Raw genomic sequence first — 25,355 nt, 5'->3', positions numbered from 1 at the left:
GCTTTTGTGGTGGCAGGCGCGATTAAATTTTCGCACAGATTCTTTTCCGGACTCGCAGAGTAACGGCTGATGACTTGGCAGCTGTAGGCACGGTTGGTTCTGAAGCGGCACAAGGCGTACCGCTTCAGGTTTTTGCGCTCAGATGGGTGGTGCTTTGGGGTCTTCACGCAGATGGTTGCGTTTGATCCAGACCCGTGCGCCCTTGGGTCCGGCCTCAGCCGTTGAATGCGAGGCGCGGGGCAATCGCAGCCAGCTGTCTTTCTTGAAATGCTCCCCGGCCTCGGTAAAGCCGCCGTCGAGCACCAGAACTTCCAGACCGCCCGAGGCGTCCAGTGCGACCTGTGCGCCGGGCGCCCACCGTTCCAAGACGACATCTTCGCGTGCGTCATGAAACAGCGGCATCACCTCGACACCGTCGCGATCTGGCACAAACCGCATTTTGCCCGTATCTACGCGGACATGGGTGCGATCCTTCATGTCAAACTGCCAGAGTTTGACAAAGATCGTGCAGCCCGGTTCTGACCCCGGCGTGTGTGACGATTGCGGTGGATTGCGGATGTAACTGCCCGCCGGGAAATCACCGTGTTCGTCCTGAAACACGCCGTCGAGCACCATGAATTCTTCACCGCCCGTGTGGACATGCGGTGAAAATGAACTGCCGGGTGCATAGCGCACAATTGTCGTGGCGCGGGCCACTTCATCGCCCAGCCGGTCCAGCATGCGGCGCTCGACACCCGCCATGGGCGACGCGACCCATGGCTCGTCCGCGCTGTGCACGACGGCGCGTTTGGAAAAGTCTTCGTGTCGTCCCATGGTCAATCTCCTTTGACTTAAGCAGCGATGGAGGGGCGGGCAGATACCCGGGCGTGCCAATCCTTCAGGTTCGGACAGGTGTCAGGCACTTCAATCTGGGCGAAACCTGCAAAAATCAGACCGGCGAAGGCGGTGATGTCGGCGACCGAAAATTCATCACCCGCTAGGTAGGGCTGATCCGCCAGAACGCCGTCCAGATAGTGCATGCCTTGCAGGGCATTCTTTTTCTGGTGTTCCCCCCATTCCGCGCATTGGTAACCTTCGATCTGCGCGCCAAGGCCCGGTGTTGCGTGGTGGAAATAGGTCGCGACCGCATCCAGCAGGCCGGTTTCGGCCCGGCGTTGCATCATGCTGATCACGGCGCGATCCCGGGCTGTCTTGCCGGTCAGCGTGGGTGAGCCCTCCAGCTGGTCGATATATTCGGTGATCGCCGAACATTCCGAGATACAGGTGCCATCCTCGAGTTCCAGGAGAGGCACCGCTGCCGACGGGTTCTTGGCACGAAACGCCTCGGATTGGTGTTCGCCCTCGGGGACATTGACGGGGATGAACTCGACCTGATCGGTCAGTCCTTTTTCGGCAAGTGCGATGCGCACCCGCGCCGGATTCGGGAAACCTTCGAAATCATAGATCTTCATGGTGATTCTCTTTCCTATCTAGTGGTAGATAAGTTCTTAGCCTTGCGTTTCGGGCCCGTCAAGCCTATCTACTGGTAGATTGCAAAAAGGTCCGATCCATGCCCGATACACGCACGCAAATTCTTGAACTGGCAGAACATGCCATTCGCCGGCGCGGATACCATGCCGTCAGCTTTCGTGATCTGGCGGAGGAGCTGGGCATCAAATCGGCCAGCATCCATTACCATTTTCGCCATAAGGAAGATCTCGGCTTTGCGGTGGTCGACCGCTATGCCGATGCGATCATGAACCGGGTGGGTCCGGCGGGTGCGATGGACTGGCCGGATGCGCTGGCGTTGTTTTGCCAGGTTTATCGCGATGCGTTGGCCAAAAACGATATGCAGTGTCTTTGCGGGATGCTGGCCGCAGAAAGCAGGGGCTTGCCGGAAAAGGTGGCCACCCGCGTTGCGGAGTTCTATCAGGCCAATGTTCAGTGGTTGAGCGCATCAATGCCCGATGGCACAGAGAATGCAGACGACAAAGCGCTTCGCATTCAATGCGAATTGCAGGGGGCCATGACCGTATCTGTCAGTTTGAAGAGCACGGCCGTTCTTGACCAGATTGCCGAACGTATCTGCGCGGAAGCCGCCGCGGCATAAGGCCGGGATGCGTCAGCCCTTTGGGTCGAAGATCCCATCGAAACTGCGCCGCAGGGCCACATCCACATCCGCCATTGTCACCGGCAACCCCAGATCCACGAGACTGGTCACGCCGTGCTCGGATATCCCGCAGGGGACGATGCCGGAGAAGTGGTCCAAATCCGGTTCGACATTGATTGAAATGCCGTGAAAGCTAACCCATTTGCGCAGGCGGATACCAATCGCAGCGATCTTTTCTTCCGGTTTGGCGCCCGTTGCCGTCAGGGGTTTGTCGTCACGGGTGACCCATACGCCAATGCGCCCGTCGCGGATATCACCGGTCACGTTGAACTGGTCCAGCGTGGCGATCACCCACGCCTCGAGCTGTTGTACGAAACGGCGCACGTCATGGCCGCGCTTGCCAACATCAAGCATCACGTAAACGACCCGCTGACCCGGCCCGTGATAGGTATATTGACCCCCGCGTTGTGACACATGAACCGGAAAGCGATCCGGATCAGTCAGGTCTTCGGGCCGTGCACTTGTTCCGGCGGTGTAAAGGGCAGGGTGCTCCAGCAGCCAGATCGCTTCGGGTGCGTCACCTGTTGCGATTCGCGCAACACGCGTTTCCATCGCGGCAACAGCATCATCATAGGCAACGGGGTCGGCGGAGACGTGCCATTGCACGCCATTTTCAGGATTTTCCGAAGGATCGGGCAGCAGCACGGCAGGTTTCTTTCTTTGGAGCCCGGAAATCTGTGGTAGGCTTGGCGCAATTACACGCGAATTATTTAAAGGAGTATCGAGATGTTTTCAAAGCGTATTGCACTGTCCTGCCTCGCGGCAGCTGTGGCCCTGACACCGGCGAACAAAGTGGCCGCCGATGTGGGCGATGGTCTGGTCGGGGGTCTGGTCGGTGGTGTGATTGGCGGGGTGATCGTAAACGAATCCGCCAAGGCACGCGAACGCAAAAGGGCTCAGCCCCGCGTGGTCTACAAGAAAGTCACGCCGCGCGCCTACAGCCCGGCCCGTGCCCAGGTGGCGGAAACGCAAACCGCGCTGAACTATTTCGGCTTTCCCGCGGGCACGCCAGACGGGGTGCGCGGGCGCAACACCCGCAATGCGGTGTCGCAGTATCAGGCGCATATGGGCTATCCGATCAGCGGATACCTGACCGAATATGAGCGCCAGTTTCTGGTCAGTTCCTATCACCGCGCTCAGGCCGGTGGTGTGGCCACGTCACAGTTGATCGCCCAACGGGGCGGCACGCGTGGCCTGTTGCATGCCTACCGCGATGAGGCGGCAGGGGTCAGCACGGCCAGTGTCGGCACCGGCACGACGCAGACCTTTGCGACGCAACCGACCGAGGCAACCGTGACCGAACCCACAACACCCACGGTAACCGAACCCACGGTCGCGGCTTTGCCGAACCTTCTGGGCGGGGCCACCACAGCGGGGCCTTCGCTGGCATCGCATTGCAGCCGTGTCAGCCTGATCACCAACAGTAATGGCGGGTTTGTCACGCAGGCGAGCATGACCGATCCGGCCTTCACCCTGAGCGAACAGTTCTGCGTGGCGCGCACCTTTGCGATCGCCGATGGCGAGGAACTGGCCAGCCGTGTTGACGGTCTGGATGCGGCCTCGCTTCAACAGCAATGCGCAGGCTTTGGCCCGGCGATGCAGCCGTATTTGTCGGCCCTGTCGCTGAAGCCGCAAGAGGCCGTTGTATCGGATGTCAGCAATTTCATCCTGCAATCGGGCATGGCCCCGGCGCAATTGGCGGGCACCGCGCGGATTTGTCTGTCGGTCGGGTACCGCACGGATGACATGAATGTCGCCGTTGGTTCGGCCCTTCTGTTGACCGCCTTGGGCGAGGCGGGGTATTCCGAATTGCTGGGGCACCACCTCAACGAAGGTTTTGGCGCGGCACGGCGCCCTGATCTGGCGCTGGCGTGGTATCAGGCCGGGTTCGACGCAGTGGATCGCACCGGTGTGCCGGTCTTCGTGCCGACAAACCCGGACCGGACCGATCTGATCCGGAATGCGGTTTTCCAGGCCAATGGGATCAACAACAAGGCAACGGATCTGACCGGCAGCGGCAGCCAATCGGCTACGGGCCTGCCCAGCTTCAACATCGCTGAGTAATCTTGGAAGGGGCCGCATCGCGGCCCCGTCCTGACCCATCCCATCAAAAACTGGCGAAAGACCCTTCACAAGGCGCAGGCGCATTGATATAGCCTCGCGCACCAAGCCTAGACGTGCGGTCGTGGCGGAATGGTAGACGCGCAGCGTTGAGGTCGCTGTGGGGTAACACCCGTGGAAGTTCGAGTCTTCTCGACCGCACCAAATCTCCCGATGTATTTGACTCGCCGCGCCCGCGATCATGGGCTGTGGTGCGTAGCAATCAGGCCCTTTCTGCAGATCGCTGACCTGCGGCGCACGAATGCGTCTGGTAACACACGGCTCGCAACCTGCGCGGATAAATGCCGCATGGTTTGATGAAAAAACAGGCACTTTGCTGCATCTTGAGACAGCACGCGTTGACATTCCCCGCACGCTGGCGCCACCTATTTGCGTTACCAATCCAAGTGTGTGTGCGGTGTGTGTTCGTTTTTGGCGCGATTAAATTGAATTTTGCACAACCAAGATCGTTTTTTCGCACAGTTCTGGTCATTGCCTAATCCGAGCAGAGCAATATTTTCGGCGCCGCGAGACATTGATACGCGAATGGGAGAATACGCCCGATGACGTCCCGAGATACCCAACGATTTGGCCCCCGCCTGCAACGTGCCGTGGTCGGCCTGCTGATGAGCGTGCTCTTTCTGGCCACGCCAGCGCTGGCACAACAAGATGCGCTGCCCGTCGATGTGGCGAAACCTCTGGTTCGCACGATCGTGGACTGGGACGAATATACCGGGAGATTTGAGGCGGTTCAGCGGGTGGAACTGCGCCCGCGCGTGTCGGGGTACATCGAAACGATCAATTTCCGCGACGGTCAGACCGTCAAGAAAGGCGACCTGCTGTTGCAGATCGATCCGCGCCCGTTTCAAACGGTATTGGATAGCACAACGGCGCAACTGACGGCAGCCCGGGCGGAACAGGCCCGCACCACGATCGAGTTGCAAAGGGGCGAGGAGCTTGTCGAAAAGGGCACCCTGTCTGTGCAGATCCTGGATGAGCGTCGTGCCGCCAAGTTGCGGGCGGATGCCGAGATCACAATTGCCGAGGCCGCGATCCGGTCGGCCGAATTGAATCTGGAGTTTACCGAAGTGCGCGCGCCGTTTGACGGGCGCATTTCGGATCGCAAGGTCAATATCGGCGGTCTGCTGGTCGAGAACAACACGGTGATTGCGAACATCGTGTCCAACGATCCGATCCATCTGGTCTTCACCGGGTCCGAGGCCGATTTTCTGAAATACTCACGGCTCAGCCAGAACGGGAACCGCGAAAGCTCCCGCACGGCGGCCAATCCGGTACAGGCGCGCCTGATCGACGAACAGGGCTGGCCGCGCGAAGGGGTGATGAATTTCGTGGATAACGAACTTGACCCGGGTTCTGGGACGATCCGGGGCAGGGCCGTTTTTGAGAACCCGGATGAATTCCTGACCCCGGGGCTTTTTGCCCGACTGCGGGTGATCGGATCCGGAGAATACGAGGCGATGCTGTTGCCGGATGAGGCCATTCTGTCCGATCAGGCGCGCAAAATCGTGCTTGTGGTTGATGGCGAAGACACCGTCAGTGCCAAAGTTGTTGAACTCGGGCCGCTGCATAAAGGATTGCGTGTCATTCGTGCGGGGATTGATGCCGAAGACAGTGTGATTGTGAACGGTGTCCTGCGCGCGCGTCCCGGTGGCAAGGTTGTGCCGCAGGAGACCACGCTAACGCTTGATGAAACCGAGAGCGAATAGGCCCGAACGATGAAATTTGCCCATTTCTTCATCGACCGCCCGATCTTCGCGACGGTTCTGTCGGTCGTCATGACGATCATCGGCGCGGTGGCGTATTTCTCGCTGCCCGTGGCGCAATACCCCGAGATCGCACCACCGACCATTCAGGTCACGGCGAGCTACCCCGGCGCGTCGGCGGAAACCGTTTCCGAGACCGTGGCATCGCCGATAGAACAGGCCATCAACGGCGTCGAAGACATGCTCTATATCACCTCGCAGGCGACGGGGAATGGCAGCGTGACCATTACGGTGACGTTCAAGCTGGGCACGGATCTCGATCAGGCGCAGGTGCTGGTGCAAAACCGTGTCACCACGGCGGAACCGCGATTGCCGGAACCGGTGCGGCGGCTTGGGATCACCACGCAAAAGAGCTCGCCGGACCTGATGATGGTCATTCACATGTATTCCGACGATGGATCACGCGATCAGCTATACGTGTCGAACTATACGCGTACGCGGGTGATCGACCGGCTGGCGCGCATCGACGGGGTGGGCCAGGCCACGCTTTTTGCTGAACGGGCCTATTCCATGCGCGTCTGGCTGGACCCGCAATTGATTGCGGCGCGGGGCATGACGGCGGGCGAGGTGGTGCAAGCCTTGCGCGTCAACAACGTGCAGGTCGCCTCCGGTGTGATCAACCGATTGCCGGTGCCGAAACCCTCGGCCTATGAGATCGCGGTTGAAACACAGGGCCGGCTGACCGACCCCGAAGAGTTCGAAAACATCGTTGTCCGGACCGAGGCCAATGGCTCGCAAATCCGGCTGCGCGACGTGGCACGGGTGGAGCTTGGATCGCTGGATTATTCGACCATCGGGTATCTCGATGACAAAACCGCACTGCCCATTCTGATTTTCCAGCGGCCCGGCTCAAACGCGTTGGAAACGGCGGCCAATGTGCTGGGCGCCATGGAGGAGATGTCGCAAGAGTTCCCGCTCGGCGTGGCCTTCGACGTGATCTACAACCCGACGGAATACATCGAGAAATCGGTGGATGCGGTGTACCAAACGCTGTTCGAGGCGATCATACTTGTGGTCCTGGTGATCCTCGTCTTTCTGCAAAGCTGGCGCGCGGCGATCATACCGGTATTGGCCATTCCGATTTCACTGATCGCGACCTTTGCCGTGATGGCCGCCTTTGGATTTTCGCTCAATAACCTGACGCTGTTTGGGCTGGTTCTGGCCATCGGGATTGTGGTGGATGACGCCATCGTGGTGGTGGAAAATGTTGACCGTTACATCGCCGAAGGTCTGGCCCCCCGGGATGCCGCCTATAAAAGCATGAGCGAAGTGTCAGGCGCCTTGATTGCCACCAGCCTTGTGATGATGGCCGTTTTCATACCCGCCGCGTTCATTAGTGGCATCAGCGGTCAGTTTTTCCGCCAGTTTGCCCTGACCATTGCGGTCTCTACGGCGATTTCAACGGTGATCTCCCTGACCTTGTCGCCCGCACTCGCCTCGATGTTGTTGAAAGGCGATTTGGGGGTCGACAAATCCCGCGGTTTCTTCGGTCGTATTCTGGATCTCTTGATGATGCCCTTCCGGGCGTTTTGCACCGCCTTCAACTTTCTTTTTGATAAACTGTCCCGAGGCTATGCGCGTTTGGTCAAGGTGCTGCTCTCGGCCAGTGTGCTTGTTTTGCTGGCCTATGGCGGGTTGGCCTATCTGGGCTATGCGCAGTTCCAGCGTGCGCCCACCGGGTTTATCCCCGATCAGAACCAGGGCTATCTGATCACGGTCATCCAGCTCCCGGCGGGCTCCTCGCTTGACCGTACGGATAAGGTTGTGCAGCGCGCCACCGAGATCATTCTCGAGCATCCCGGCGTGGCCCATACGGCCGGGTTTGCCGGATTTGACGGCGCGACCTTCACCAATGCCCCCAATGCGGGCGCGATCTTTTTCACCTTCAAGGATTTCGAAGAACTTGCCGCACTGGGCATGACGCAGGAGAGCATTCTGCAAGAAGTGCAGGGCGCGCTTTTCCAGCTCAAGGAAGCGTTCATATTCATCGTGGCTCCGCCACCTGTGCGCGGGATCGGATCAGCGGGCGGCTGGAAAATGTTCGTGCAGGATACGCGGGGCCGGGGGCTGCGCGCGCTTGAAGAGGTGACCCAAGGCCTTTCGGCGCAAGCCAATCAGACCGAGGGGCTGACGCGGGCCTTCACACTGTTCAACACGGCCACGCCGCGGGTCTATGCGGATATCGACCGGGTCAAGGCGGAACAGCTTGGCGTGACGCCGGATCAGATTTTTGAAACCCTCGAAGTCTATCTGGGATCGGCCTTCGTCAACGATTTCAACTTCCTCGGCCGAACCTTCCGGGTGACAGCACAGGCGGATGGCGAACACCGTGACGAGTTGCGTGACGTTGAAAACCTGCGCACGCGCACCGCCTCCGGGGGGATGATGCCCATCGGTTCGGTCGCCACCTTTGAAGACACGACCGGGCCCTACCGTGTGGTGCGCTACAACCTCTTCCCCGCGGCGGCTGTCCAGGGGGCTGCTCTGCCGGGCGTTTCAACCGGTGAGGCGCTGGAGAAAATGGAAACGCTGGCCGCCGATCTGCCACCCGGCTTCAGCTTTGAATGGACGGAACTGGCGCTGCAGGAGAAGCTGGCCAGTAACAGCCTGATGGTCATCTTCACGCTTGCCGTGGTGCTCGTCTTTCTGGTGCTGGCCGCCCAGTACGAAAGCTGGGTTCTGCCGGTGGCGGTCATCCTCATTGTCCCGATGTGTCTGCTGACGGCCATCACGGGCGTGTTGTGGCGCGGCATGGACAACAACATCCTGACGCAGATCGGCCTTGTGGTGCTCGTCGGGCTGGCCTCCAAAAACGCCATCCTGATCGTGGAATTTGCCAAGCAGGGCGAAGACCGGGGATTGTCGACCTTTGACGCGGCAGTTGAGGCCGCGCGTCTGCGCATTCGCCCGATCCTGATGACCTCTTTCGCGTTTGTTCTGGGCGTTGTGCCATTGATCACGGCCACCGGCGCGGGCGCGGAAATGCGACAGGCCTTGGGAACGGCGGTGTTTTTCGGCATGTTGGGGGTGACGATCTTTGGTCTGCTCTTCACACCGGTCTTTTACTATGTGTGTCGAAACCCCATGGGCCTCTTCCGGCGCAAGAAAGTTTAAACCTGCCACGTGAAATCAGTTGACTGCGGGGTGCTTTCGGCATGTTCAATGCGGATTGAAAGCCGGGCTGCGCGCCCGCGATGCAGGCATCAAGGGGGACGCAATGAGCGAACACGGGTATGAGGCGGGCCGGTTGAACCTGCCATTTGTGGGAATTTCGACCTTTGGCAAATTCCCCTATGTGCAGGATTGGGATGCGATTGACGCCGATGTGGCGATCCTTGGGGCGCCCTATGACTTTGGTACGCAATTTCGCGCAGGCGCCCGGTTTGGGCCGCGCGCCATCCGCGAGGCCTCGACGCTGTTTTCCTTTGGCCATGGGGGCGCCTATGACCACGAGGATGATGTGACATACCTGCCGGCGGGCGAGGTCCGGATCGTCGATATTGGGGACGCGGATATCGTGCATACGGACACGATCAAAAGCCACGCCAATATCGAACACGGCGTGCGGCAGATCCTAAAGGCAGGCGCTTTGCCGATCACACTTGGCGGGGATCATTCGATCAACATCCCTTGCGTGAACGCGTTTGACGGGCAGGAGCCTATCCATATTGTCCAGATTGATGCGCATCTGGATTTTGTCGATGAGCGTCACGGCGTGCGGTATGGCCACGGTAATCCGATGCGCCGCGCGGCGGAGAAGGATTACGTGACGGGCCTCAGTCAGATCGGCATTCGCAACGTGTCCTCGACCGCCAAGGAAGGCTATGACGATGCGCGTGCCATGGGTGCGGATATCCTGTCGGTCCGGCAATTCCGCAAGATGGGGGTCGAGACCGTTCTGGGCCGTATTCCCGAGGGCGTTCGGTATTATTTGACGATTGACATTGACGGGTTTGATCCGTCCATCGCGCCGGGGACAGGCACGCCCAGCCATGGCGGGTTTCTCTACTACGAAGTGCTGGAGCTGTTGGACGGGCTAACCAAACGCGGCACTGTCGTCGGCCTCGATCTGGTCGAAGTGGCGCCGGATTATGACCATACCGGCACCACGGCCATTCTGGCGGCGCAAATCCTGATGAACACAATTGGGCGGATCATGCATAACAAACGCTGAGGTTGTAGGACTGCTGGGGACTGCCCTTCTCTCTTATCTGTCTGGTGAGGTGGGAGATGTTTGACATTGTGGCTGGCGGCTTTGAGCCCAAAGTAACGCCTATTGGTTCACGGATTTCTTCCTGGTGACAATGGTTGCATATCGATAGCCATCAGAGCATTTTCGACGCAAAAAGGTTACTTGCATTGGTCACAGCCAAGGACGCACATCAAAGACTTTCCCGGTTGCTCGCATCCGAATTGCTCGATCAGACAGTTGGCCGATTTTCCCAAAGCATTTCTGAGCATGGAGGAATTCCCACGAGTTTTTTGGTGAGCGGTACGCGAGACGCCTGCTTCACCTTGTCGGAGCTGGGGGCATTTTCATCCGAGAAACGCGGTTACTACACACCAATTTTTCCGTCCGACGAGCTTGTCTCATGGATGGAAGAAAGAACCTACGCACAGCATGAGCAGGATCTTTTGTTGCGCGGAGCATGCCACCTTTGGTCGTGGTTTTTATCAATAGATTTCAGTTACAAAGCCAATCTCGCAAGCATGAACATCGAACTACTTGAAGCATTCCAAAACGCTGGTTTCGTGTTCGAAGTCGATTGGCAACATCGTTGGTCAGTTGAGGCTCTGCCATGGCTGATTGAGGCAGCTTTGGCTGATCTGAATGAGATCAGACCCGCTCCTTTCAAGGATGGAGCGATAATTCTGAAAGCGATGCCCGAAGTCGACATTCAACGATACACAAAACTGGCAGTAAACGACGCTCGCAGAGTGCTGTGTTTGTTATGTGCGAATTGGGACGGTTCCTTGTGGGAAAGTCGTGGGCATAACTTCATTCAGCCAAACTCCGATTGGCTACTGAGCCAGGCGAAAAGTGCATTGGATTTGCTTCTCCAAGACGGCCCTCTTTCATGGGCTGACTAGGTTGTTCAAACGGCATGTTTGTCCGCATTTCGGACAATCGTGGACATGCGTCTTTATCAGGTCCCGTTTTTTGTGGAGGAGCGACTTGGTTGCTGGTGGGCGGCGTTTGGCTCAGCGGATCATGTTCATCCGGAGTTTGATTTTGCCTCGGGTTTCCTGGGGCAGGTGGCGGTTGAGGCGCGCGTTGATCAGGCCAAATATACCCACCACAACCAATGTCAGCAGGATGAAATACATCGCCAGGATCGGGTAAGGGACAAACGGGTTGAAGGTTTTATCGGCAAAGTAGTTGGCATAGTAGAGCGCGTCACCGCGTTGTTGCCATGCCGGGAAGCCCGTAAAAAACACCAGAGCCGTGGCGTGGAAGAGGAAAATCGCCTCATTCGTGTAGGCAGGCCAGGCCAGGCGCAACATGGTGGGCCAGACGATTTTCTTGAACCGGGACCAGCCGGAGAATCCGTAGGCATCGGCGCTTTCGACATCGCCCTTGGGGATGGAGCGCAGCGCCCCGTAGAAGATTTCGCCGGAATAGGCAGCCGTGTTGAAGAACAGTACCACCAATGCCCCCAACCAAGCGGCGGTGAAGGGCTCGAAAATCGGAAAGCTTTGCTTGAGGCTGAGAAAGAGGAAATAGCCAAAGAAGAACTGCACGAAGAGCGGTGAGCCCCGGAAGACGAAAATGAACCATTCAGCCGGTTTGCGCAGCCAGATGGTGCGTGATCCCTTGCCGAGGGCCAGTGCGGTGGCAAAGAAGAACCCGGCCACAAGGGCCAGCACACCGAAATAAATGTTCCAGATCATGCCCGAGCCGATCAGCGTGAATTGCTGACAGAGCGTGAAGTCTTCGCGGGGTAGCAGACGTTCGCCATAGCCCACTGAGCGCAGGGCATAGTCCTGGATGGTCTGCCAGCAGCTCATGTCATGTCCCCGGGACGTGCGAAACTCATGCCGCGGCCTTTCTCTGGGCTTCGCCGCCAGTGGTGGCCTGACCTTTGGTCAGACGCGTCATCGTGCGTTCCAGGAAAATTTCCGAGACCCGCGTGAAAGCCAGGTAGAAGACGAGCAATGCCAGGAAGTACCACATCCGCCAGTCGCCATGGGGGTAATCGGTAAAGCGCGCGGTTTTGGAGCCGCCCATTTCGCGCGCCCAATAGACAATGTCCTCGACCCCGAGCAGGAAGAGGAGCGGTGTGGCCTTGATCAGCACCATCCACAGATTGCCCAGACCGGGCAGGGCATAAACCCACATCTGTGGCACCATGATGCGGCGAAACGCCTGACGGCGGGTCATGCCATAGGCTTCGGCGGTTTCCATCTGGGCGCGCGGCACGGCGCGCATGGCGCCAAAAAGCACGTTGGCCGCAAAGGCGCCAAAAACGATAGCAAAGGTAAAGACCGCAAGAAAGAAGCCATAGGTTTCGTGGATCCATTGCGGCGCATTGCCAAGTGGCATCTTGGCCGCGGTGCAGACCACGAAATCATTGCCCTGACGTATGGGTTCCGTCCATTCCGGGCAGAAAAGCTTGTGGCGTGTCCATTCGATCGCCTGATCCAGCGCAATGACGAAAAAGAGGAAAAACGCGATATCGGGAACGCCGCGGACAATCGCGATATAGGTTTTACCGAACCAACGGATGGGCGCGACCAGCGAACGTGCAGCCGTGGCGCCAAGATATCCGAAAAAGAGCGCTGTCGGGGCGGTGATTGCCAACAGCAGAAGCACCGTCCCGAAGGACATATAGAACGCCATGTGCTTGCCCGTGGTCAGGTAGCAGCTGAGCCAGGTCAGGCCGGAAAGCGTTGAGGGGTCGGTGCAATATGAAAACATAATTTAGAGTGGCAGGGCCCCAAAAAGGCCCCGCCAAATCCTGATCAGATCAGAATGTTTCGCCGATTTCCCATTTGGTGATCAGCTCGTTCAGAGAACCATCCTCTTTCATCGACTGGATGGCCGCGTCAAACTTGGCTTTCAGATCGCCGTCGCTTTCACGCACGCCCATGCCGACGCCACCGCCGAGCAGAACTTTCTGCTCTAGCACCATCAGCGTGTCATCTTCATCTGCGATCGGCAGCAGGTAGGAGCCATCGGCAAATACCGCATCCGCTTCACCATTGCGCACGGCGGCGATGGTTTCTTCGGGCGTGGCAAACTCCACCAGGGTTGCGCTGCTTTCGGCAACATGCGCGGCCTGGATCGTGCCGGTCTGGGCCGCGATCACACCGCCTTCGACGTCAACATCCATGGACAGTGCCAGATACAATGTCGGGTCGGGTTGCGTGTAATTCTGCGTGAAATCAATCACTTCGTCACGCTCGTCGGTGATCGACATGCCCGCGATGATGGCGTCATAGTTGCCCGAAACGAGGTTCGGGATTATGCTGTCCCACTCGTTTGTGACCCACTCGCAAGTCAGCTCGGCACGGCTGCACAGCTCATCGCCCAGTTCCCGCTCAAACCCATCAACTTCGCCAGCGTCATTGATGAAGTTCCATGGAGGGTAGGCGCCCTCGGTGCCCAGACGGACAACATCGGCGGCCAACGCCATGCTTGCGCTCAGCGCAAGGGCGGATGTGGCTAGGATCAGTTTCTTCATGTGCTATCTCCCGTTAGCTTGGTTTTGTCTTAAGCGGCCATTGTTGAGCTGAGGAATTGCTGCAACCGCTCTGATTTCGGGGCGCCAAAGAGGTCCTTTGGCGCGCCTTCTTCCTCAATCAGCCCCTGATGCAGGAACACAACGTGATCCGAGACATCGGCGGCCATCTTCATATCGTGGGTGACAATCATCATCGTCCGGCCCTCGGAGGCCAGGTCCTTGATCACCTTGACAACTTCTTGCTCCAGTTCCGGATCAAGCGCGCTGGTCGGCTCATCAAAGAGAAGCGCCTGCGGCTCCATGCAAAGACCGCGTGCAATGGCGGCGCGCTGCTGTTGCCCGCCCGACAGCTGTGCCGGGTAGACATCGCATTTATCGCCAATGCCGACCTTGTCCAGATAGTGCCGTGCTTTTTCTTCGACTTCAGCACGGTCGCGCCCCAACACCGTCACCGGTGCCTCCATCACATTATCCAGAATGGTCATATGGGCCCAAAGATTGAACTGCTGAAAAACCATGCTGAGATTGGTTCGAATGCGCAGGACCTGTTTGGGGTCCGCGGGATGCCGGTTCAGACCTTCGCCTTTCCACAGCACAGGTTCACCCTGAAAAAGGATATCACCTTGCTGGCTTTCCTCCAGCAGGTTGGCGCAGCGCAGGATGGTGGATTTGCCCGAGCCCGATGATCCGATCAGTGACACGACATCGCCCTTATGGGCTGTGATATCGACGCCCTTGATCACTTCAAGCGCACCGTAGGCCTTGTGAAGATTACGAATTTCAATGACAGGCGTCTGATCGGTCAAAAAGTCATCCCAGGACGTTGTGAGCAGTTTCAAGACGTCAATAGGGCCGAAAAATTGGCACAATGCAACTTGCAAAACGGTTAATTGCGGGAAATAGCTGCCGATTTGACGTCGGGTCAGGCCAAAATGGACGGGCGAGCCCATGTAGGGTGCATGGTGCCAAAACCCTGGCCTATTTCTTGATTTTGACTTTCCACCAGCGCGGGCATTGATCCGAAAAGGAATGGCCCGAGGGTTTCAGCTCGTCGTGACCGGGTTCATCGAAGACACCCAGAAGCAATGCCACAACCGGGTCGTCATCAATGGCACCAAAGGAACTGCCGCATTGCGCACAAAAGGCCCGGCTGGACACGGCAGAAGAGCGATAGGTTTTGGGTGCACCTTGCGCGCCCGTCCACGTCACGGCGTCTTTTGGAAACTCGACCCACGCCGTTGTCAGCGCGCCGCTATGGCGGCGGCACATGCTGCACGAACAGGTGTGTGGTACGCGCGCGGGACCAACCGCTTCGAACCGGATCGCGCCGCACAGGCAACCGCCGTGATGAATGTGTGGGCTGGGCAAAACGACCTCCGGTTTTGGCGCTACCGTTGATGCAAGCGGTGGGCGCGTCAAGCCGTCAGATAGTGCTTTTGGTGCTCAGGCCGAGGCGGTGGCGAGATCCCGCCAAGCCGCGGATTGCGTCAGGATCGGGCGGCGCAGGGTGAGGACTTGTTTGGCCTCCTTGGCGCGGTCCTGTTTCAGCAGGCAGGTCAGCAGCGCATGTTCCAGAAGGTCACGTTGCGCGCGGCTGCCGCCGATACGGGCGTGATCGGCCATGCAGCGCATCAGGTGGTGTGTGGCCTCGGCCCATTCCTTGGCGGCGATGTGGCGACAGGCCAGCGCGACATCGGGCACCAGATCGGCCGCAGGACCGGCTGGATTGGCAATGATTTCGCTCAAAGGCTCGTTTTCGCCGGCCATCGCATGGGCGAGCGCCGCGTGCATGTCGATGAAGGCGTTGCTGGCCTTGGGAAAGAACTGGCTGGCATAGGCGCTGACCGCCTGCCACCGGTCCCGCGATACTGTCTCTCCTGCTACCTCGGCTCGAAACAGGATCGAGGCCGTGTCCGTGAGCACATTGATCGGCAGGCCAAGCGCGGCACCGGGTGCCACATCCGCATCCACGGTTTGCCACATCTGTGCTGTATCGCCTTCTTCGAGGGCCCAAAGGGCGGCGTGCCACGACAGATGACCGTGCAGCATTCCGCGCCGGTCATAGCTGGTGAGCCAGTCGCGCAGGTAATCTGCGCCGGTTTTGGTCTCACCCACCTCGTACCAGATATGTGACCGGATATGCGCGCCATTGGCGTTATCCGGCTTCAGCGCCAGCGAGCGGTCTATATAGTCATCCGCCTTGGTCAATTGCCCGGTTTCGCAGAGCGCGAAGGCATATTGGCTCAGGCACCACCATTCTTCACCATAGTGCGGCAGGAGGGTCGCGTTGAAGGCCAGCATCTCGGCTTCGCGCCCCGGTTGGCCGGAAAAGCCGATCAGGCCAAAGATCGAACTGCAGGTTTGCGCCACCAGCGCATCGAGCGGGTGCTCGGTGACATGGGCGCGAATGGCGGGGTAGGCTTCGGCCATCTTGCCGTCGATCAGAAGACCAAGCGCGTTGATATGGCCCTGTTCGCGCGCCGTGCAGCTCGCCGCCAGACCCCGTGCCGTGGCAATGGCCGCGCGCGCGCCGTCCATGTCAGCACTATTCTGCAATGCCCGCGCCAGGCCGACATGTCCCAGTGCAAAGCGCGGATCATGGGCAATGGCGTCGCGAAAGGGCTGTTCCATGTCCGATTGCGCGGCCAGCATGATCTGCGTGCCGCGCGCATAGGCCTCCGCCGCCTCCTGACTGGTGGTGCTGAGCGGGAGGCCGTAGTGATCCGTATAGGCGGTCATGCGCGGGGTCCTATTGATCTGTCAGGTTGATTTCATCACCCGCTGCCGGGCGCGGGCATTGTCCATATCGTTGATGCCCAGAAATTTGGCGACAAGGCGCAAAAGCGCGTCTTCATCCGCATCGCGGGAGCCATCAGCCAGCGCCACCTGCCACAGGGCTTCGACCACGGCCAGACGGTTTTCGTAATCGACGGCTTTTTTGATCGCTTCGGTGAAGACCACCGTATCGGGGGCCTCGGCCTCAAGGGTTTCGGCCTGGCCGCGCAGATCGGTGGCCTCAAACGGCGACAGGCCATAGCGCGAGGTCACGATCCGGTCGATCCGGTCTTTTTCCTCGGGGGCGTAGTCACCGTCTGTGCGGGCCACACGCACCAGAAGGGCGGTCAGCGCCAGACGCGCGTCGCTGTCATCCAGAGGTTCGGGCGCGGGTTGGGTCAGTTTTTGGAGAAAGGATGCAAACATATCTATGTTATAGGTGCGCGGCGGGCCGGGTCCAAGGGGTTAGAGACCTTCGGCGGTCGCGCGGGCTGTGTCACTGTCGGATGAGCTGAGGCCCATGGCGATCCGGGCGGCCTGGATCACCGCCACTTCTTCGTCCCGGCGCACCCCATCGGCCAGCAACACTTCCCACATTGCCTCCAGCGCATCGAGACGCGCCGCAAAGGTTGTGGTCTCGCGGATCACATGGGCGAAGTGATCGGTCTCCGGGGCCTCGCGCTCGAGCTTTTCGCAAGTAGCGCGCATCTTGGCGGCCTCGACCGGGTTCAGGCCAAAGAGCCGCGTCAACAGGCGGTCAATGCTGCTGATCTCTTCAAACCGATAGGAATGATCCGATTTCGCCACGCGCACCATCAATGCACCCAGAGCCAGCTTTTCATCTGGTTCCGGCAAGGGCTGCGGCTCGGGATGCGAGAAGCTTTTAAGAATGCGGCTTAACATGATCGCAGAATAAGCACGGGACGGGGGCTTGGGCCAAGTGGTTTTTTGGGTGGGCGTGTGACCGGGTAACCGTCTCTATAGGATGGTCCCCGGGGTGCGCGTGCGGATCACGCCCAGTGCCGGGTTGACATGGCAAAGGTCCCGGCGGGGAAAGGTGCCGTAAAGGACGGGTACGTAAAGTCCGTTTCGAATTGGCGTGTTTTTCAAGTGCGAAGAAGCGGTTTTCACCCAAAATATAACTTAACATATTGTTTATAATGAAAATATATGGCGCGGACCGGTAGGTTTGTGGTCATGATTGTCGGATTTGGAAACGGCAGGTTTCCGCCGAAGCAACAGCCAAAGCCAAAACGCCATGGGAGCGACACATTTGCACCCAAGAATTTTCCTGAAGCTGCGTCAGACACGGTGACAACAGACGGCGCGGTGCAAATTCGGAGACACGCAATGCAAGAGTTCGAAAAGTTCGACTGGCACGAAGGAACGGCCGAGACGCATCTGGCGATGGCCCGTCTTGGCAGTTCGGATCAGCTTTGTGCCTTGTCGCGCGCCTATGACTGGGACCAATATCCCGAAACGGTGTTGGGCTGGATCATGGCGCAGAAATGCATCGATCTGGGCACGGCTCTGGCGGTGTTCCTGCGCGGTGAGCCTGAGCGGTTCAATTACATGCCCAAGCGCGACGTGCCGGAAGGGTATCGTGGTATCGCCCGCCTTCTCGACAACATCTGCCTGCGGGTGAATAGCGGGTTTTACCTTGTGGATCCGCACAGCCCGGTGGAAAACGTCAAACGCCTCAAGAAGTGGATTTCCTATCAGGCGGATGACCGTGATGAAGGCCGCATGGGGCGCTGGCAGCTTGACGAAAGCATCCTTGAGCCACTCCTCAATGACACGCTGCGCCTCGAGGTGCCAGAAGAAGAGGCCAAGAGCACAAGCCTGCTGTTCGACATCCTGAGCCCGGCCATTGATCTGGCCACCAAGCGCGTGATCGAAGACGAGCCACAGCCACAGCAGAACTGACAGATTAAGCAGCACAATTCTGTCGCCGCCATTTTGTAACGCAGGCCGTCAAACGCGGTCAGTTGGTTTGCATTGACGGCGCATGACGACCGGTTTGAACCCAATGAAGACGCAGCGAAAAGGGCGTGCGCCGGACCGTGGGGTGGCGCCACACGGTTTCAATCTGTCACTTTATCCCCGCCACACTCTTCCGATCTCTCCGGCACGCGCAACTTTATAGAAGCACCAGCCCCTCGGGACGGTCCGGCGCTCGCCCGGCGCCTGCGGCTTGATTCCGGGCGGTGTGGCGCTGTCAGAAGCCAGCGCGGTTCACATCGTCGCTAAGGTCCGCTGTGAGCCCACTTTGACTAATGCTGCGCGAGGCACGAATGTCGGCTTCCTACTGTGCGCGGTCGACCAATCTACCTGCTTGCACCCCAGTTGGTAATTCGAAGCCGCACTCGGCGCACATCTTAGCTTTGGGTGTTCGAAACGGTCGAGAGCACTTAGGACAAAGAGAACCGTAGTCGCGCATTCGCACGCCCCAAAGCTCGTCTGGATGGTCAAGCCTCTTACCCGTCATAGCTTCGTATTTGTCCAGTGCAGATTGTCCGATTGGCTCAAACTTAAGAGCCTCCTCAATAGAACAATCGTGTTCTCTTCGGTATTTCATGATCCATTCGATACGGTTCTCGAGGAGCGGAGCAATCTCGTTCCACTCGTCGTCATCCAAGAGGTCAGCGTCCTGATTTATCCGAAATGCATAAGTTCGAAATGGCATATATGAACTCCGGTGTTGCCGCGTTTAGTTGGCCTCCAGACTACGAAAAGGTTTGCTGGTCTCGAGGCCCAAAACCTTTTGTCTGCATCTACCCTTTCAATAGCGTAATTTGCGGGTTTTAAGAAAGCTGACTTTGGCGCAGCCGCAGCGAAAGCACCCTTTGTCCGCAAACCAGCCATCTCTGGCAGGTCTTGTTAACACAGCACACCCTGCGAATAGTCTTGATGACGTCCCTTAGACCAGCCGGGACGTCTCCAGTGCTGCGCGGATGAAATCTGCGAAAAGCGGATGCGGCTCGAACGGTTTGGACTTGAGCTCGGGGTGGAACTGCACACCGATGAACCACGGGTGATCCGTCCATTCCACGATCTCGGGCAACCGGCCATCCGGTGACATGCCCGAAAACTGCAGCCCCTGTTTTTCCAGCGCCTTGCGGTATTTCGTGTCGACCTCATAGCGGTGGCGGTGGCGTTCATCGATCGCCGTTGTGCCATAGACCTCGGCCACTTTTGATCCCGCCGTTAGCGTGGCGTTATAAGCCCCCAACCGCATTGTGCCGCCCTTGTCATCTCCGACCTTGCGCTTGACCTTTTCGTTGCCCTGAACCCATTCCTTGAGGTGATAAACCACCGGCGTGAAACGCTTTTCGCCCGCCTCGTGGTCAAATTCCTCCGATCCGGCATCGGGCAGGTCGGCCACATTGCGCGCGGCCTCGATCACCGCCATTTGCATGCCAAGGCAAATGCCCAGATAGGGGATCTTGTGGGTGCGGGCAAACTGCGCCGCTTTGATCTTGCCCTCGGTGCCGCGTTCACCAAAGCCGCCGGGCACAAGGATGGCATGGAACCCTTCCAGATGCGGGGCCGGGTCCTGCGTGTCGAAAATCTCGGCATCGACCCATTCAACATTGACCTTCACGCGGTTGGCCATGCCGCCATGGGTCAGGGCCTCCTTGATGGATTTATAGGCGTCTTCGAGCTGGGTATATTTGCCCACAATGGCCACATTCACTTCGCCATCCGTGGTGTGGATGCGGTCATAGACATCCTGCCAGACGGTCAGATCGGGGCGCGGCGCGGGCGAGATATTGAACGCGTCCAGTACGGCCTGATCCAACCCCTCACGGTGATAGGCCAGGGGGGCTTCGTAGATCGAGCCGAGGTCATAGGCGGCCACAACGGCCTCTTTGCGGACGTTACAGAAAAGCGCGATCTTTTCGCGTTCCTTGTCGGGGATCGGCTGTTCGGACCGGCAGACAAGGATATCAGGTGCGATGCCGATGGATTGCAATTCCTTGACGCTGTGCTGCGTCGGTTTGGTTTTGAGTTCCCCGGAGGCCGCCAGATAGGGCAGGAGGGTCAGGTGCATGAAGATGCATTCGCCGCGCGGCTTGTCATGGCTGAACTGGCGGATGGCCTCGAAAAACGGCAGGCCTTCGATGTCACCGACGGTGCCGCCGATCTCACACAGCATGAAATCGACCTCATCTTCGCCGATCGAGATGAATTCCTTGATCTCGTTGGTCACATGGGGAACGACCTGAATGGTTTTGCCCAGATAATCGCCCCGACGCTCGCGTTCGAGCACGGTGGAATAAATCCGACCGGACGAGACGGAATCGGTCATACGCGCCGGCACTCCGGTGAAGCGTTCATAGTGACCAAGGTCCAGATCAGTCTCTGCCCCGTCATCGGTCACGAAAACCTCGCCATGTTCAAACGGGCTCATCGTGCCGGGATCAACGTTCAGATAGGGGTCCAGTTTGCGCAGGCGTACCGAAAAGCCACGGGCCTGCAAAAGCGCGCCCAAAGCGGCCGAGGCCAGGCCCTTGCCGAGGGAGGAAACAACGCCACCAGTAATGAAAATAAATCGAGCCATAGGCGCGGCATCCCCCGTGATATTCAGTTGTTTTTGAGGCCCTGAGCGGGTCAAAAAGACCGCAGCACCACGGGACTCGACATATAAAGGATTCGCAATCGCAACGCAAGGAAAGCGCAAGATGATGTTGCGTCAGGCCTTGGGTCCCTCAAGCCATTGTGGTTTCACCACGAATTGGTCGTAGATCAGTCAGCCGACGGCGTAAGCGGTGCGTTGTCATCTGCCGATGGGGGCAGAAGGCTGTCGGCGGGGATGTCGGTGCTTGGTTCTGTTGCACTGCTGGGCGGAAGTTCAATAATCCGGTCCAGAACCGAGCTGCCAGCTGATTTTTTGGCCGCGATGATCGTCAGGGCCAGCGAGGTACAGATGAAGGCAATCGCCAACAGCCACGTCATTTTGCCCAAGGCCGTTGCCGCGGTCCGCCCGGAGGTAGCGCCGCCACCGCCGCCGCCCATGCCAAGACCGCCGCCTTCCGAGCGTTGCAACAGCACCACGCCAATCAGCGCGAGCGCCAGAAGAAGGTGGACGGTAAGGACGACGTTTTCCATGTAGTGCGGCCTGTCAAAAGGATCGGGTCAGGGGGTATCTATGCAATTCGCGCGCCTGCCGCAACCCGGCAATACGGATAGATGCGCTATGCTGGTTGCGAATTTACACCAAGAGGCCGCGGGCGTGCCCGGAACATCACAAGATGCCCGTGCACGCCGCCGCATAATTTACCGCCGGACTTGCCTCAGAACAGGAAGTCGCTGGCATCAAGGTGTTTCAGCAAAACATTGGTCAGCAGGATCGAGCTGTCATTGCATGTGTCGATGGTGACATGGCCGTTTTTCTGGCTCGCCGCGTCCCGCACGTCCTGAAAATTGTTGAAGCCTGAAACCCCGCCCAGATCGATTTTTTCTGCCGGATTTCTGGCGTTGAAATCCATGATCCGATCGTTGCCGTGACCATTTTCAAAAATGAACGTGTCGGTGTTCAATCCGCCTTTTATCAAGTCATTGCCGCGACCACCTTCGATGGTATCGCTACCGCTGCCGCCATGCAGAAAGTCGTTTTGATTGCCACCATCCAGCAGGTCATCCCCGGACCCGCCTTTGAGGGTGTCGTTGTCGTTGCCGCCAAAAAGCCTGTCGTCGCCGGTGTTTCCCTTCAGCCTGTCGCGGCCCGTGCCGCCATCCAGATCGTCATTACCGTGGCCGCCATACAGCAAATCTGCGCCTGCGTGGCCAAAGAGATCATCATTGCCAGCGTCGCCCTTCAGCTTGTCGCGACCGTCATTGCCCTCCAGCCGATCATTGTCGTTACCGCCTTTGAGGGTGTCGTTGCCACCGTTTCCGATCAGCGTGTCGTCACCTGATTTGCCCTCCAACCTGTTGTTGCCATTGGTGCCGACCAATCGTTGATCGTCATCCGCCGTGGGCGATGGCGGTAAGGGTTGGGGTGGCGTCGGGCCGGGCGGTGTTGGATCCGATGGTGTTGATCCGCCGTTGTCGAGCCTTACGGCCGCATCCGTGCGGGCAAATTTCTGGGTGACAAAAATACTGTCCCAGCCTCTGAAATTGCCGGTCTCGATGCCGATCCCGATATATTCCAGAGATGGGTTCAGGATATTGGCCCGGTGACCGGAGCTGTTCATCAACGCTTCGTGCAGGTTGACGACGTCATCGGCAAACCCGGGCTCTCCCCGGACACTTTGCCAGGCGATGTTTTCGGCGCTCCGCCAGTTGCCCGAGAAGTCGAAATTGGCATCCCGCATGCGTTGTGTGTGGGATGAGCCGCCCGCGCCGGTATGGCTGAACTTGTCGACATTGATCATCCACCTGCTGTGATCTTCGGCTGCGTCGTTGAGCCGAAGCTCCAATTGCAACGGGTTGAGACCGCGCGCTGCGCGTTCGTCATTGATCAGACCCAACATTTGCCGCTCAAGTGAATTGGCTTTTGACATGGCCTACTTATCCTGTCGTTTGTTTCAATTTCCCTGAGCGCTAGAGAGAAGCGTTGCCGCTGGAAAGGAGGGTTGTGTCCGGGTGGCCAAAAACGGCATCAAGCCGCGCATCAGCGGGGAAAGCCGCCGAGCGTCGGCAAACACCTGCTGAATAGAGGTGAGATGTGTGGCCTGAAAACCTCACATTTTTGCGGCATAAAAGTTCGGGAGAAAGTCGGGGCGCTAACTGGCGCCTTTACTCATCCACATCGTCCATATCCGACTGGCCACTCAGGGCACGGCGCACATGGCTCCAGCTCAGGCCAACACCCAGGACCAGTGACAGGGCAAGGATGCCAATCCAGAGGTTGAAAGACTGATTTTCGAGGTTGAGCCAACCATAGTCATAAAGCACCCACAACAAGGCCGCGACAATGGCCAGCACCAACCCCATGCCAAATGCTCCGATGGAGCGCAGCGTGGCGCGCAGATAGATGATGTAGCCCACCAGCAACAATAGCCCCAGCAGAACCACCATCGGCATCTGTTCGTTCCAATTGGTCTGCGCCCACCGGGCGTAGTTCCACTCGGTCGGGTTGAAGGTTGCGGCCAGCAGGACAAATGCCACCAGCCACCGCAGTACGAATCCCATGTTCAGCCTCCCAAACGCCTCTTGCGGCCAACCTCATCCAAACGGGGCCTGTGTGTCCAGCCCTTGCGTGACCCATCACCGGATGCATCCCTGCGGCGATTTAGGTGTTTCACAAGCGCGCCTGCATCGGTATACGGGCGCGGGTTATCCAGCATGTGAAGAGGAAGTGCCGTGGCAAATGTCGTCGTCGTGGGCGCCCAATGGGGTGACGAGGGAAAAGGCAAGATCGTAGACTGGCTGAGCGAACGCGCTGACGTGATCGCGCGGTTTCAGGGCGGTCACAACGCCGGGCACACGCTGGTGATTGAGGGCGAGGTCTATAAACTGCACGCCCTGCCTTCTGGTGTTGTGCGTGGCGGCAAATTGAGCGTGATCGGCAACGGGGTGGTCTTGGACCCGTGGCACCTGGTGGGTGAGATTGAGACGATCCGTGCGCAGGGCGTGGATATCACCCCAGAAACGCTGATGATTGCCGAGAACACGCCGCTTATCCTGCCATTCCACGGCGAATTGGACCGTGCGCGTGAAGGCCAGAACTCGGTCGCCAAAATTGGCACGACGGGCCGCGGAATTGGCCCGTGCTACGAAGACAAGGTGGGGCGCCGGGTGATCCGTGTGGCCGATCTTGCGGATGATGCGACGCTGGAGTTGCGGGTGGATCGCGCCCTGGTCCATCACAATGCGCTGCGCAGTGGTCTGGGGCTTGGTCCGATTGACCGCGACGCATTGCTGGCAGAGCTGCGCGACATTGCACCGAAGATCCTGGCCTATGCCGCCCCGGTCTGGAAAGTTCTGAATGAAAAGCGCAAGGCCGGTAAACGCATCCTGTTTGAGGGTGCGCAGGGGGCGTTGCTGGACATCGATTTCGGGACATATCCGTTTGTGACATCCTCGAACGTGATCGCGGGTCAGGCCGCCACCGGTGTGGGTGTTGGGCCCGGCGCGGTGGATTATGTGCTGGGCATCGTGAAGGCCTACACCACGCGTGTGGGCGAAGGGCCGTTTCCGACCGAATTGCACGATGATGACGGTCAGCGTCTGGGTGAGCGGGGGCATGAGTTTGGCACCACCACGGGCCGCAAGCGCCGCTGCGGCTGGTTTGATGCCTGCCTTCTGCGCCAGACCTGTGCCACAAGCGGCGTGAATGGCATCGCGTTGACCAAGCTGGACGTTCTGGACGGGTTTGACGTGCTCAAGGTCTGCGTGGGCTATGATCTCGATGGCAAACAGCTTGATTACCTGCCCACGGCGGCGGATCAGCAGGCGCGCTGCACACCGGTCTACGAAGAGCTTGCGGGCTGGAGCGAAAGCACCGAAGGCGCGCGCAGCTGGGCCGATTTGCCGGCGAATGCCATCAAATATGTGCGCCGGGTCGAAGAATTGATCGATTGCCCGGTGTCGATGGTGTCAACCAGCCCCGAGCGTGAAGACACGATCCTTGTCACTGACCCGTTCGCGGATTGATCCATGGCGCTGAGTTACAAAGCACGCAGACGGTGGGCGTTGATCATCCTGTTGGTCGGGTTGCCGATCTATATCGTTTCGGCGGTAACGGTGGTGAACATGCTGGACCGCCCGTCGATTTTGGTGGAACTGCTGGTCTATGTCGTGCTCGGGTTCCTGTGGGCCTTGCCGTTCAAGTTTATCTTCAAAGGGATCGGGCAGGCGGATCCGGACGCCACAGACCGGGACGATTGATCACCTGTCGCCTCAGGGCGGCGA

General features: G+C 58.7%; 24 protein-coding genes and 1 tRNA gene. 10 read left to right on the top strand and 15 right to left on the bottom strand.

Features of this window, described 5'->3' with window-relative positions; genetic code table 11:
* Positions 1-138 precede the first annotated feature (138 nt).
* Both ACZ1HJ_RS16820 and ACZ1HJ_RS16815 read right to left on the bottom strand, forming a co-directional pair.
* A complete protein-coding gene (locus ACZ1HJ_RS16820) occupies positions 139-813 on the bottom strand; it encodes a cupin domain-containing protein (RefSeq protein ID WP_472719789.1) in 675 nt (224 codons plus the stop codon).
* Between the two features lie 17 nt (positions 814-830).
* The gene (locus ACZ1HJ_RS16815; protein WP_472719788.1) at positions 831-1,451 is read right to left on the bottom strand and encodes a glutathione S-transferase family protein; all 621 of its coding nucleotides are present in this window, start codon (positions 1,449-1,451) and stop codon (positions 831-833) included.
* Positions 1,452-1,549: 98 nt separating this feature from the next.
* Between ACZ1HJ_RS16815 and ACZ1HJ_RS16810 the strand changes: the two genes are divergently transcribed.
* The gene (locus ACZ1HJ_RS16810; protein ID WP_472719787.1) at positions 1,550-2,089 is read left to right on the top strand and encodes a TetR/AcrR family transcriptional regulator; all 540 of its coding nucleotides are present in this window, start codon (positions 1,550-1,552) and stop codon (positions 2,087-2,089) included.
* Between the two features lie 12 nt (positions 2,090-2,101).
* Here the strand turns inward: ACZ1HJ_RS16810 and lipB are convergent, their stop codons facing one another.
* Positions 2,102-2,788, bottom strand: coding sequence for a lipoyl(octanoyl) transferase LipB (gene lipB, locus ACZ1HJ_RS16805; protein WP_472722229.1), 687 nt, complete (start codon positions 2,786-2,788; stop codon positions 2,102-2,104).
* 87 nt (positions 2,789-2,875) lie between these two features.
* Here lipB and ACZ1HJ_RS16800 point away from each other — a divergent pair, with 87 nt between their 5' ends.
* The 6 genes from ACZ1HJ_RS16800 to ACZ1HJ_RS16775 all read left to right on the top strand — a co-directional run bounded on the left by ACZ1HJ_RS16800 (position 2,876) and on the right by ACZ1HJ_RS16775 (position 11,124).
* Positions 2,876-4,213 (top strand): peptidoglycan-binding domain-containing protein, encoded by a 1,338-nt coding sequence (locus ACZ1HJ_RS16800; RefSeq protein WP_472719786.1) that lies wholly within the window; start codon positions 2,876-2,878, stop codon positions 4,211-4,213.
* A 115-nt stretch (positions 4,214-4,328) separates the two neighbouring features.
* Positions 4,329-4,414: transfer RNA gene (locus tag ACZ1HJ_RS16795), tRNA-Leu, on the top strand.
* Positions 4,415-4,812: 398 nt separating this feature from the next.
* Positions 4,813-5,976: an efflux RND transporter periplasmic adaptor subunit gene (locus ACZ1HJ_RS16790; protein WP_472719785.1), complete on the top strand. Its 1,164-nt coding sequence runs from the start codon at positions 4,813-4,815 to the stop codon at positions 5,974-5,976.
* Positions 5,977-5,985: 9 nt separating this feature from the next.
* Entirely contained in the window at positions 5,986-9,147 is a 3,162-nt protein-coding gene (locus ACZ1HJ_RS16785; protein WP_472719784.1) for an efflux RND transporter permease subunit, read from the top strand.
* Positions 9,148-9,250: 103 nt separating this feature from the next.
* Complete coding sequence (gene speB, locus ACZ1HJ_RS16780; RefSeq protein WP_472719783.1) at positions 9,251-10,207, top strand: agmatinase; 957 nt, start codon at positions 9,251-9,253, stop codon at positions 10,205-10,207.
* 134 nt (positions 10,208-10,341) lie between these two features.
* On the top strand, positions 10,342-11,124 hold the full coding sequence (locus tag ACZ1HJ_RS16775) for a hypothetical protein (protein ID WP_472719782.1): 783 nt from the start codon (positions 10,342-10,344) through the stop codon (positions 11,122-11,124).
* Between the two features lie 111 nt (positions 11,125-11,235).
* Here ACZ1HJ_RS16775 and ACZ1HJ_RS16770 read toward each other — a convergent pair whose 3' ends face one another.
* The 8 genes from ACZ1HJ_RS16770 to ACZ1HJ_RS16735 all read right to left on the bottom strand — a co-directional run bounded on the left by ACZ1HJ_RS16770 (position 11,236) and on the right by ACZ1HJ_RS16735 (position 17,396).
* Positions 11,236-12,042, bottom strand: a complete 807-nt coding sequence (locus ACZ1HJ_RS16770) for an ABC transporter permease (protein ID WP_472719781.1) — start codon at positions 12,040-12,042, stop codon at positions 11,236-11,238.
* A 25-nt stretch (positions 12,043-12,067) separates the two neighbouring features.
* Positions 12,068-12,952 carry an ABC transporter permease gene (locus ACZ1HJ_RS16765; protein ID WP_472719780.1) on the bottom strand — a complete coding sequence of 295 codons (885 nt, stop codon included), beginning with the start codon at positions 12,950-12,952 and terminating at the stop codon, positions 12,068-12,070.
* Between the two features lie 49 nt (positions 12,953-13,001).
* Positions 13,002-13,718 (bottom strand): transporter substrate-binding domain-containing protein, encoded by a 717-nt coding sequence (locus tag ACZ1HJ_RS16760; RefSeq protein WP_472719779.1) that lies wholly within the window; start codon positions 13,716-13,718, stop codon positions 13,002-13,004.
* Between the two features lie 29 nt (positions 13,719-13,747).
* Positions 13,748-14,524 carry an ABC transporter ATP-binding protein gene (locus ACZ1HJ_RS16755; protein WP_472719778.1) on the bottom strand — a complete coding sequence of 259 codons (777 nt, stop codon included), beginning with the start codon at positions 14,522-14,524 and terminating at the stop codon, positions 13,748-13,750.
* A 172-nt stretch (positions 14,525-14,696) separates the two neighbouring features.
* Complete coding sequence (locus ACZ1HJ_RS16750; RefSeq protein ID WP_472719777.1) at positions 14,697-15,086, bottom strand: GFA family protein; 390 nt, start codon at positions 15,084-15,086, stop codon at positions 14,697-14,699.
* Positions 15,087-15,161: 75 nt separating this feature from the next.
* Positions 15,162-16,457, bottom strand: coding sequence for a tetratricopeptide repeat protein (locus tag ACZ1HJ_RS16745; protein WP_472719776.1), 1,296 nt, complete (start codon positions 16,455-16,457; stop codon positions 15,162-15,164).
* A 21-nt stretch (positions 16,458-16,478) separates the two neighbouring features.
* Entirely contained in the window at positions 16,479-16,919 is a 441-nt protein-coding gene (locus ACZ1HJ_RS16740) for a tellurite resistance TerB family protein (RefSeq protein ID WP_472719775.1), read from the bottom strand.
* 39 nt (positions 16,920-16,958) lie between these two features.
* Positions 16,959-17,396: a tellurite resistance TerB family protein gene (locus tag ACZ1HJ_RS16735; protein ID WP_472719774.1), complete on the bottom strand. Its 438-nt coding sequence runs from the start codon at positions 17,394-17,396 to the stop codon at positions 16,959-16,961.
* Positions 17,397-17,843: 447 nt separating this feature from the next.
* On the opposite strand from ACZ1HJ_RS16735, the gene ACZ1HJ_RS16730 reads away from it, so the two are divergent.
* Positions 17,844-18,419, top strand: coding sequence for a hypothetical protein (locus ACZ1HJ_RS16730; RefSeq protein ID WP_472719773.1), 576 nt, complete (start codon positions 17,844-17,846; stop codon positions 18,417-18,419).
* A 994-nt stretch (positions 18,420-19,413) separates the two neighbouring features.
* Here ACZ1HJ_RS16730 and ACZ1HJ_RS16725 read toward each other — a convergent pair.
* From ACZ1HJ_RS16725 to ACZ1HJ_RS16710, 4 genes are all read right to left on the bottom strand, one after another.
* Entirely contained in the window at positions 19,414-21,057 is a 1,644-nt protein-coding gene (locus tag ACZ1HJ_RS16725; RefSeq protein WP_472719772.1) for a CTP synthase, read from the bottom strand.
* 185 nt (positions 21,058-21,242) lie between these two features.
* Positions 21,243-21,605 carry a preprotein translocase subunit SecG gene (secG, locus tag ACZ1HJ_RS16720; protein ID WP_472719771.1) on the bottom strand — a complete coding sequence of 121 codons (363 nt, stop codon included), beginning with the start codon at positions 21,603-21,605 and terminating at the stop codon, positions 21,243-21,245.
* Positions 21,606-21,790: 185 nt separating this feature from the next.
* Positions 21,791-23,002 carry a CAP domain-containing protein gene (locus ACZ1HJ_RS16715; protein WP_472719770.1) on the bottom strand — a complete coding sequence of 404 codons (1,212 nt, stop codon included), beginning with the start codon at positions 23,000-23,002 and terminating at the stop codon, positions 21,791-21,793.
* Between the two features lie 235 nt (positions 23,003-23,237).
* Positions 23,238-23,633, bottom strand: coding sequence for a DUF6524 family protein (locus tag ACZ1HJ_RS16710; protein ID WP_472719769.1), 396 nt, complete (start codon positions 23,631-23,633; stop codon positions 23,238-23,240).
* A 171-nt stretch (positions 23,634-23,804) separates the two neighbouring features.
* On the opposite strand from ACZ1HJ_RS16710, the gene ACZ1HJ_RS16705 reads away from it, so the two are divergent.
* Both ACZ1HJ_RS16705 and ACZ1HJ_RS16700 read left to right on the top strand, forming a co-directional pair.
* Positions 23,805-25,097 carry an adenylosuccinate synthase gene (locus ACZ1HJ_RS16705; protein ID WP_472719768.1) on the top strand — a complete coding sequence of 431 codons (1,293 nt, stop codon included), beginning with the start codon at positions 23,805-23,807 and terminating at the stop codon, positions 25,095-25,097.
* Between the two features lie 3 nt (positions 25,098-25,100).
* Entirely contained in the window at positions 25,101-25,331 is a 231-nt protein-coding gene (locus tag ACZ1HJ_RS16700) for a DUF2842 domain-containing protein (RefSeq protein WP_472719767.1), read from the top strand.
* The last annotated feature ends 24 nt before the right edge of the window (positions 25,332-25,355 follow it).

It is taken from the genome of Roseovarius sp. JB2-10 (genome assembly GCF_055693585.1).
This window is presented reverse-complemented; position numbering and strand designations above follow the sequence as displayed.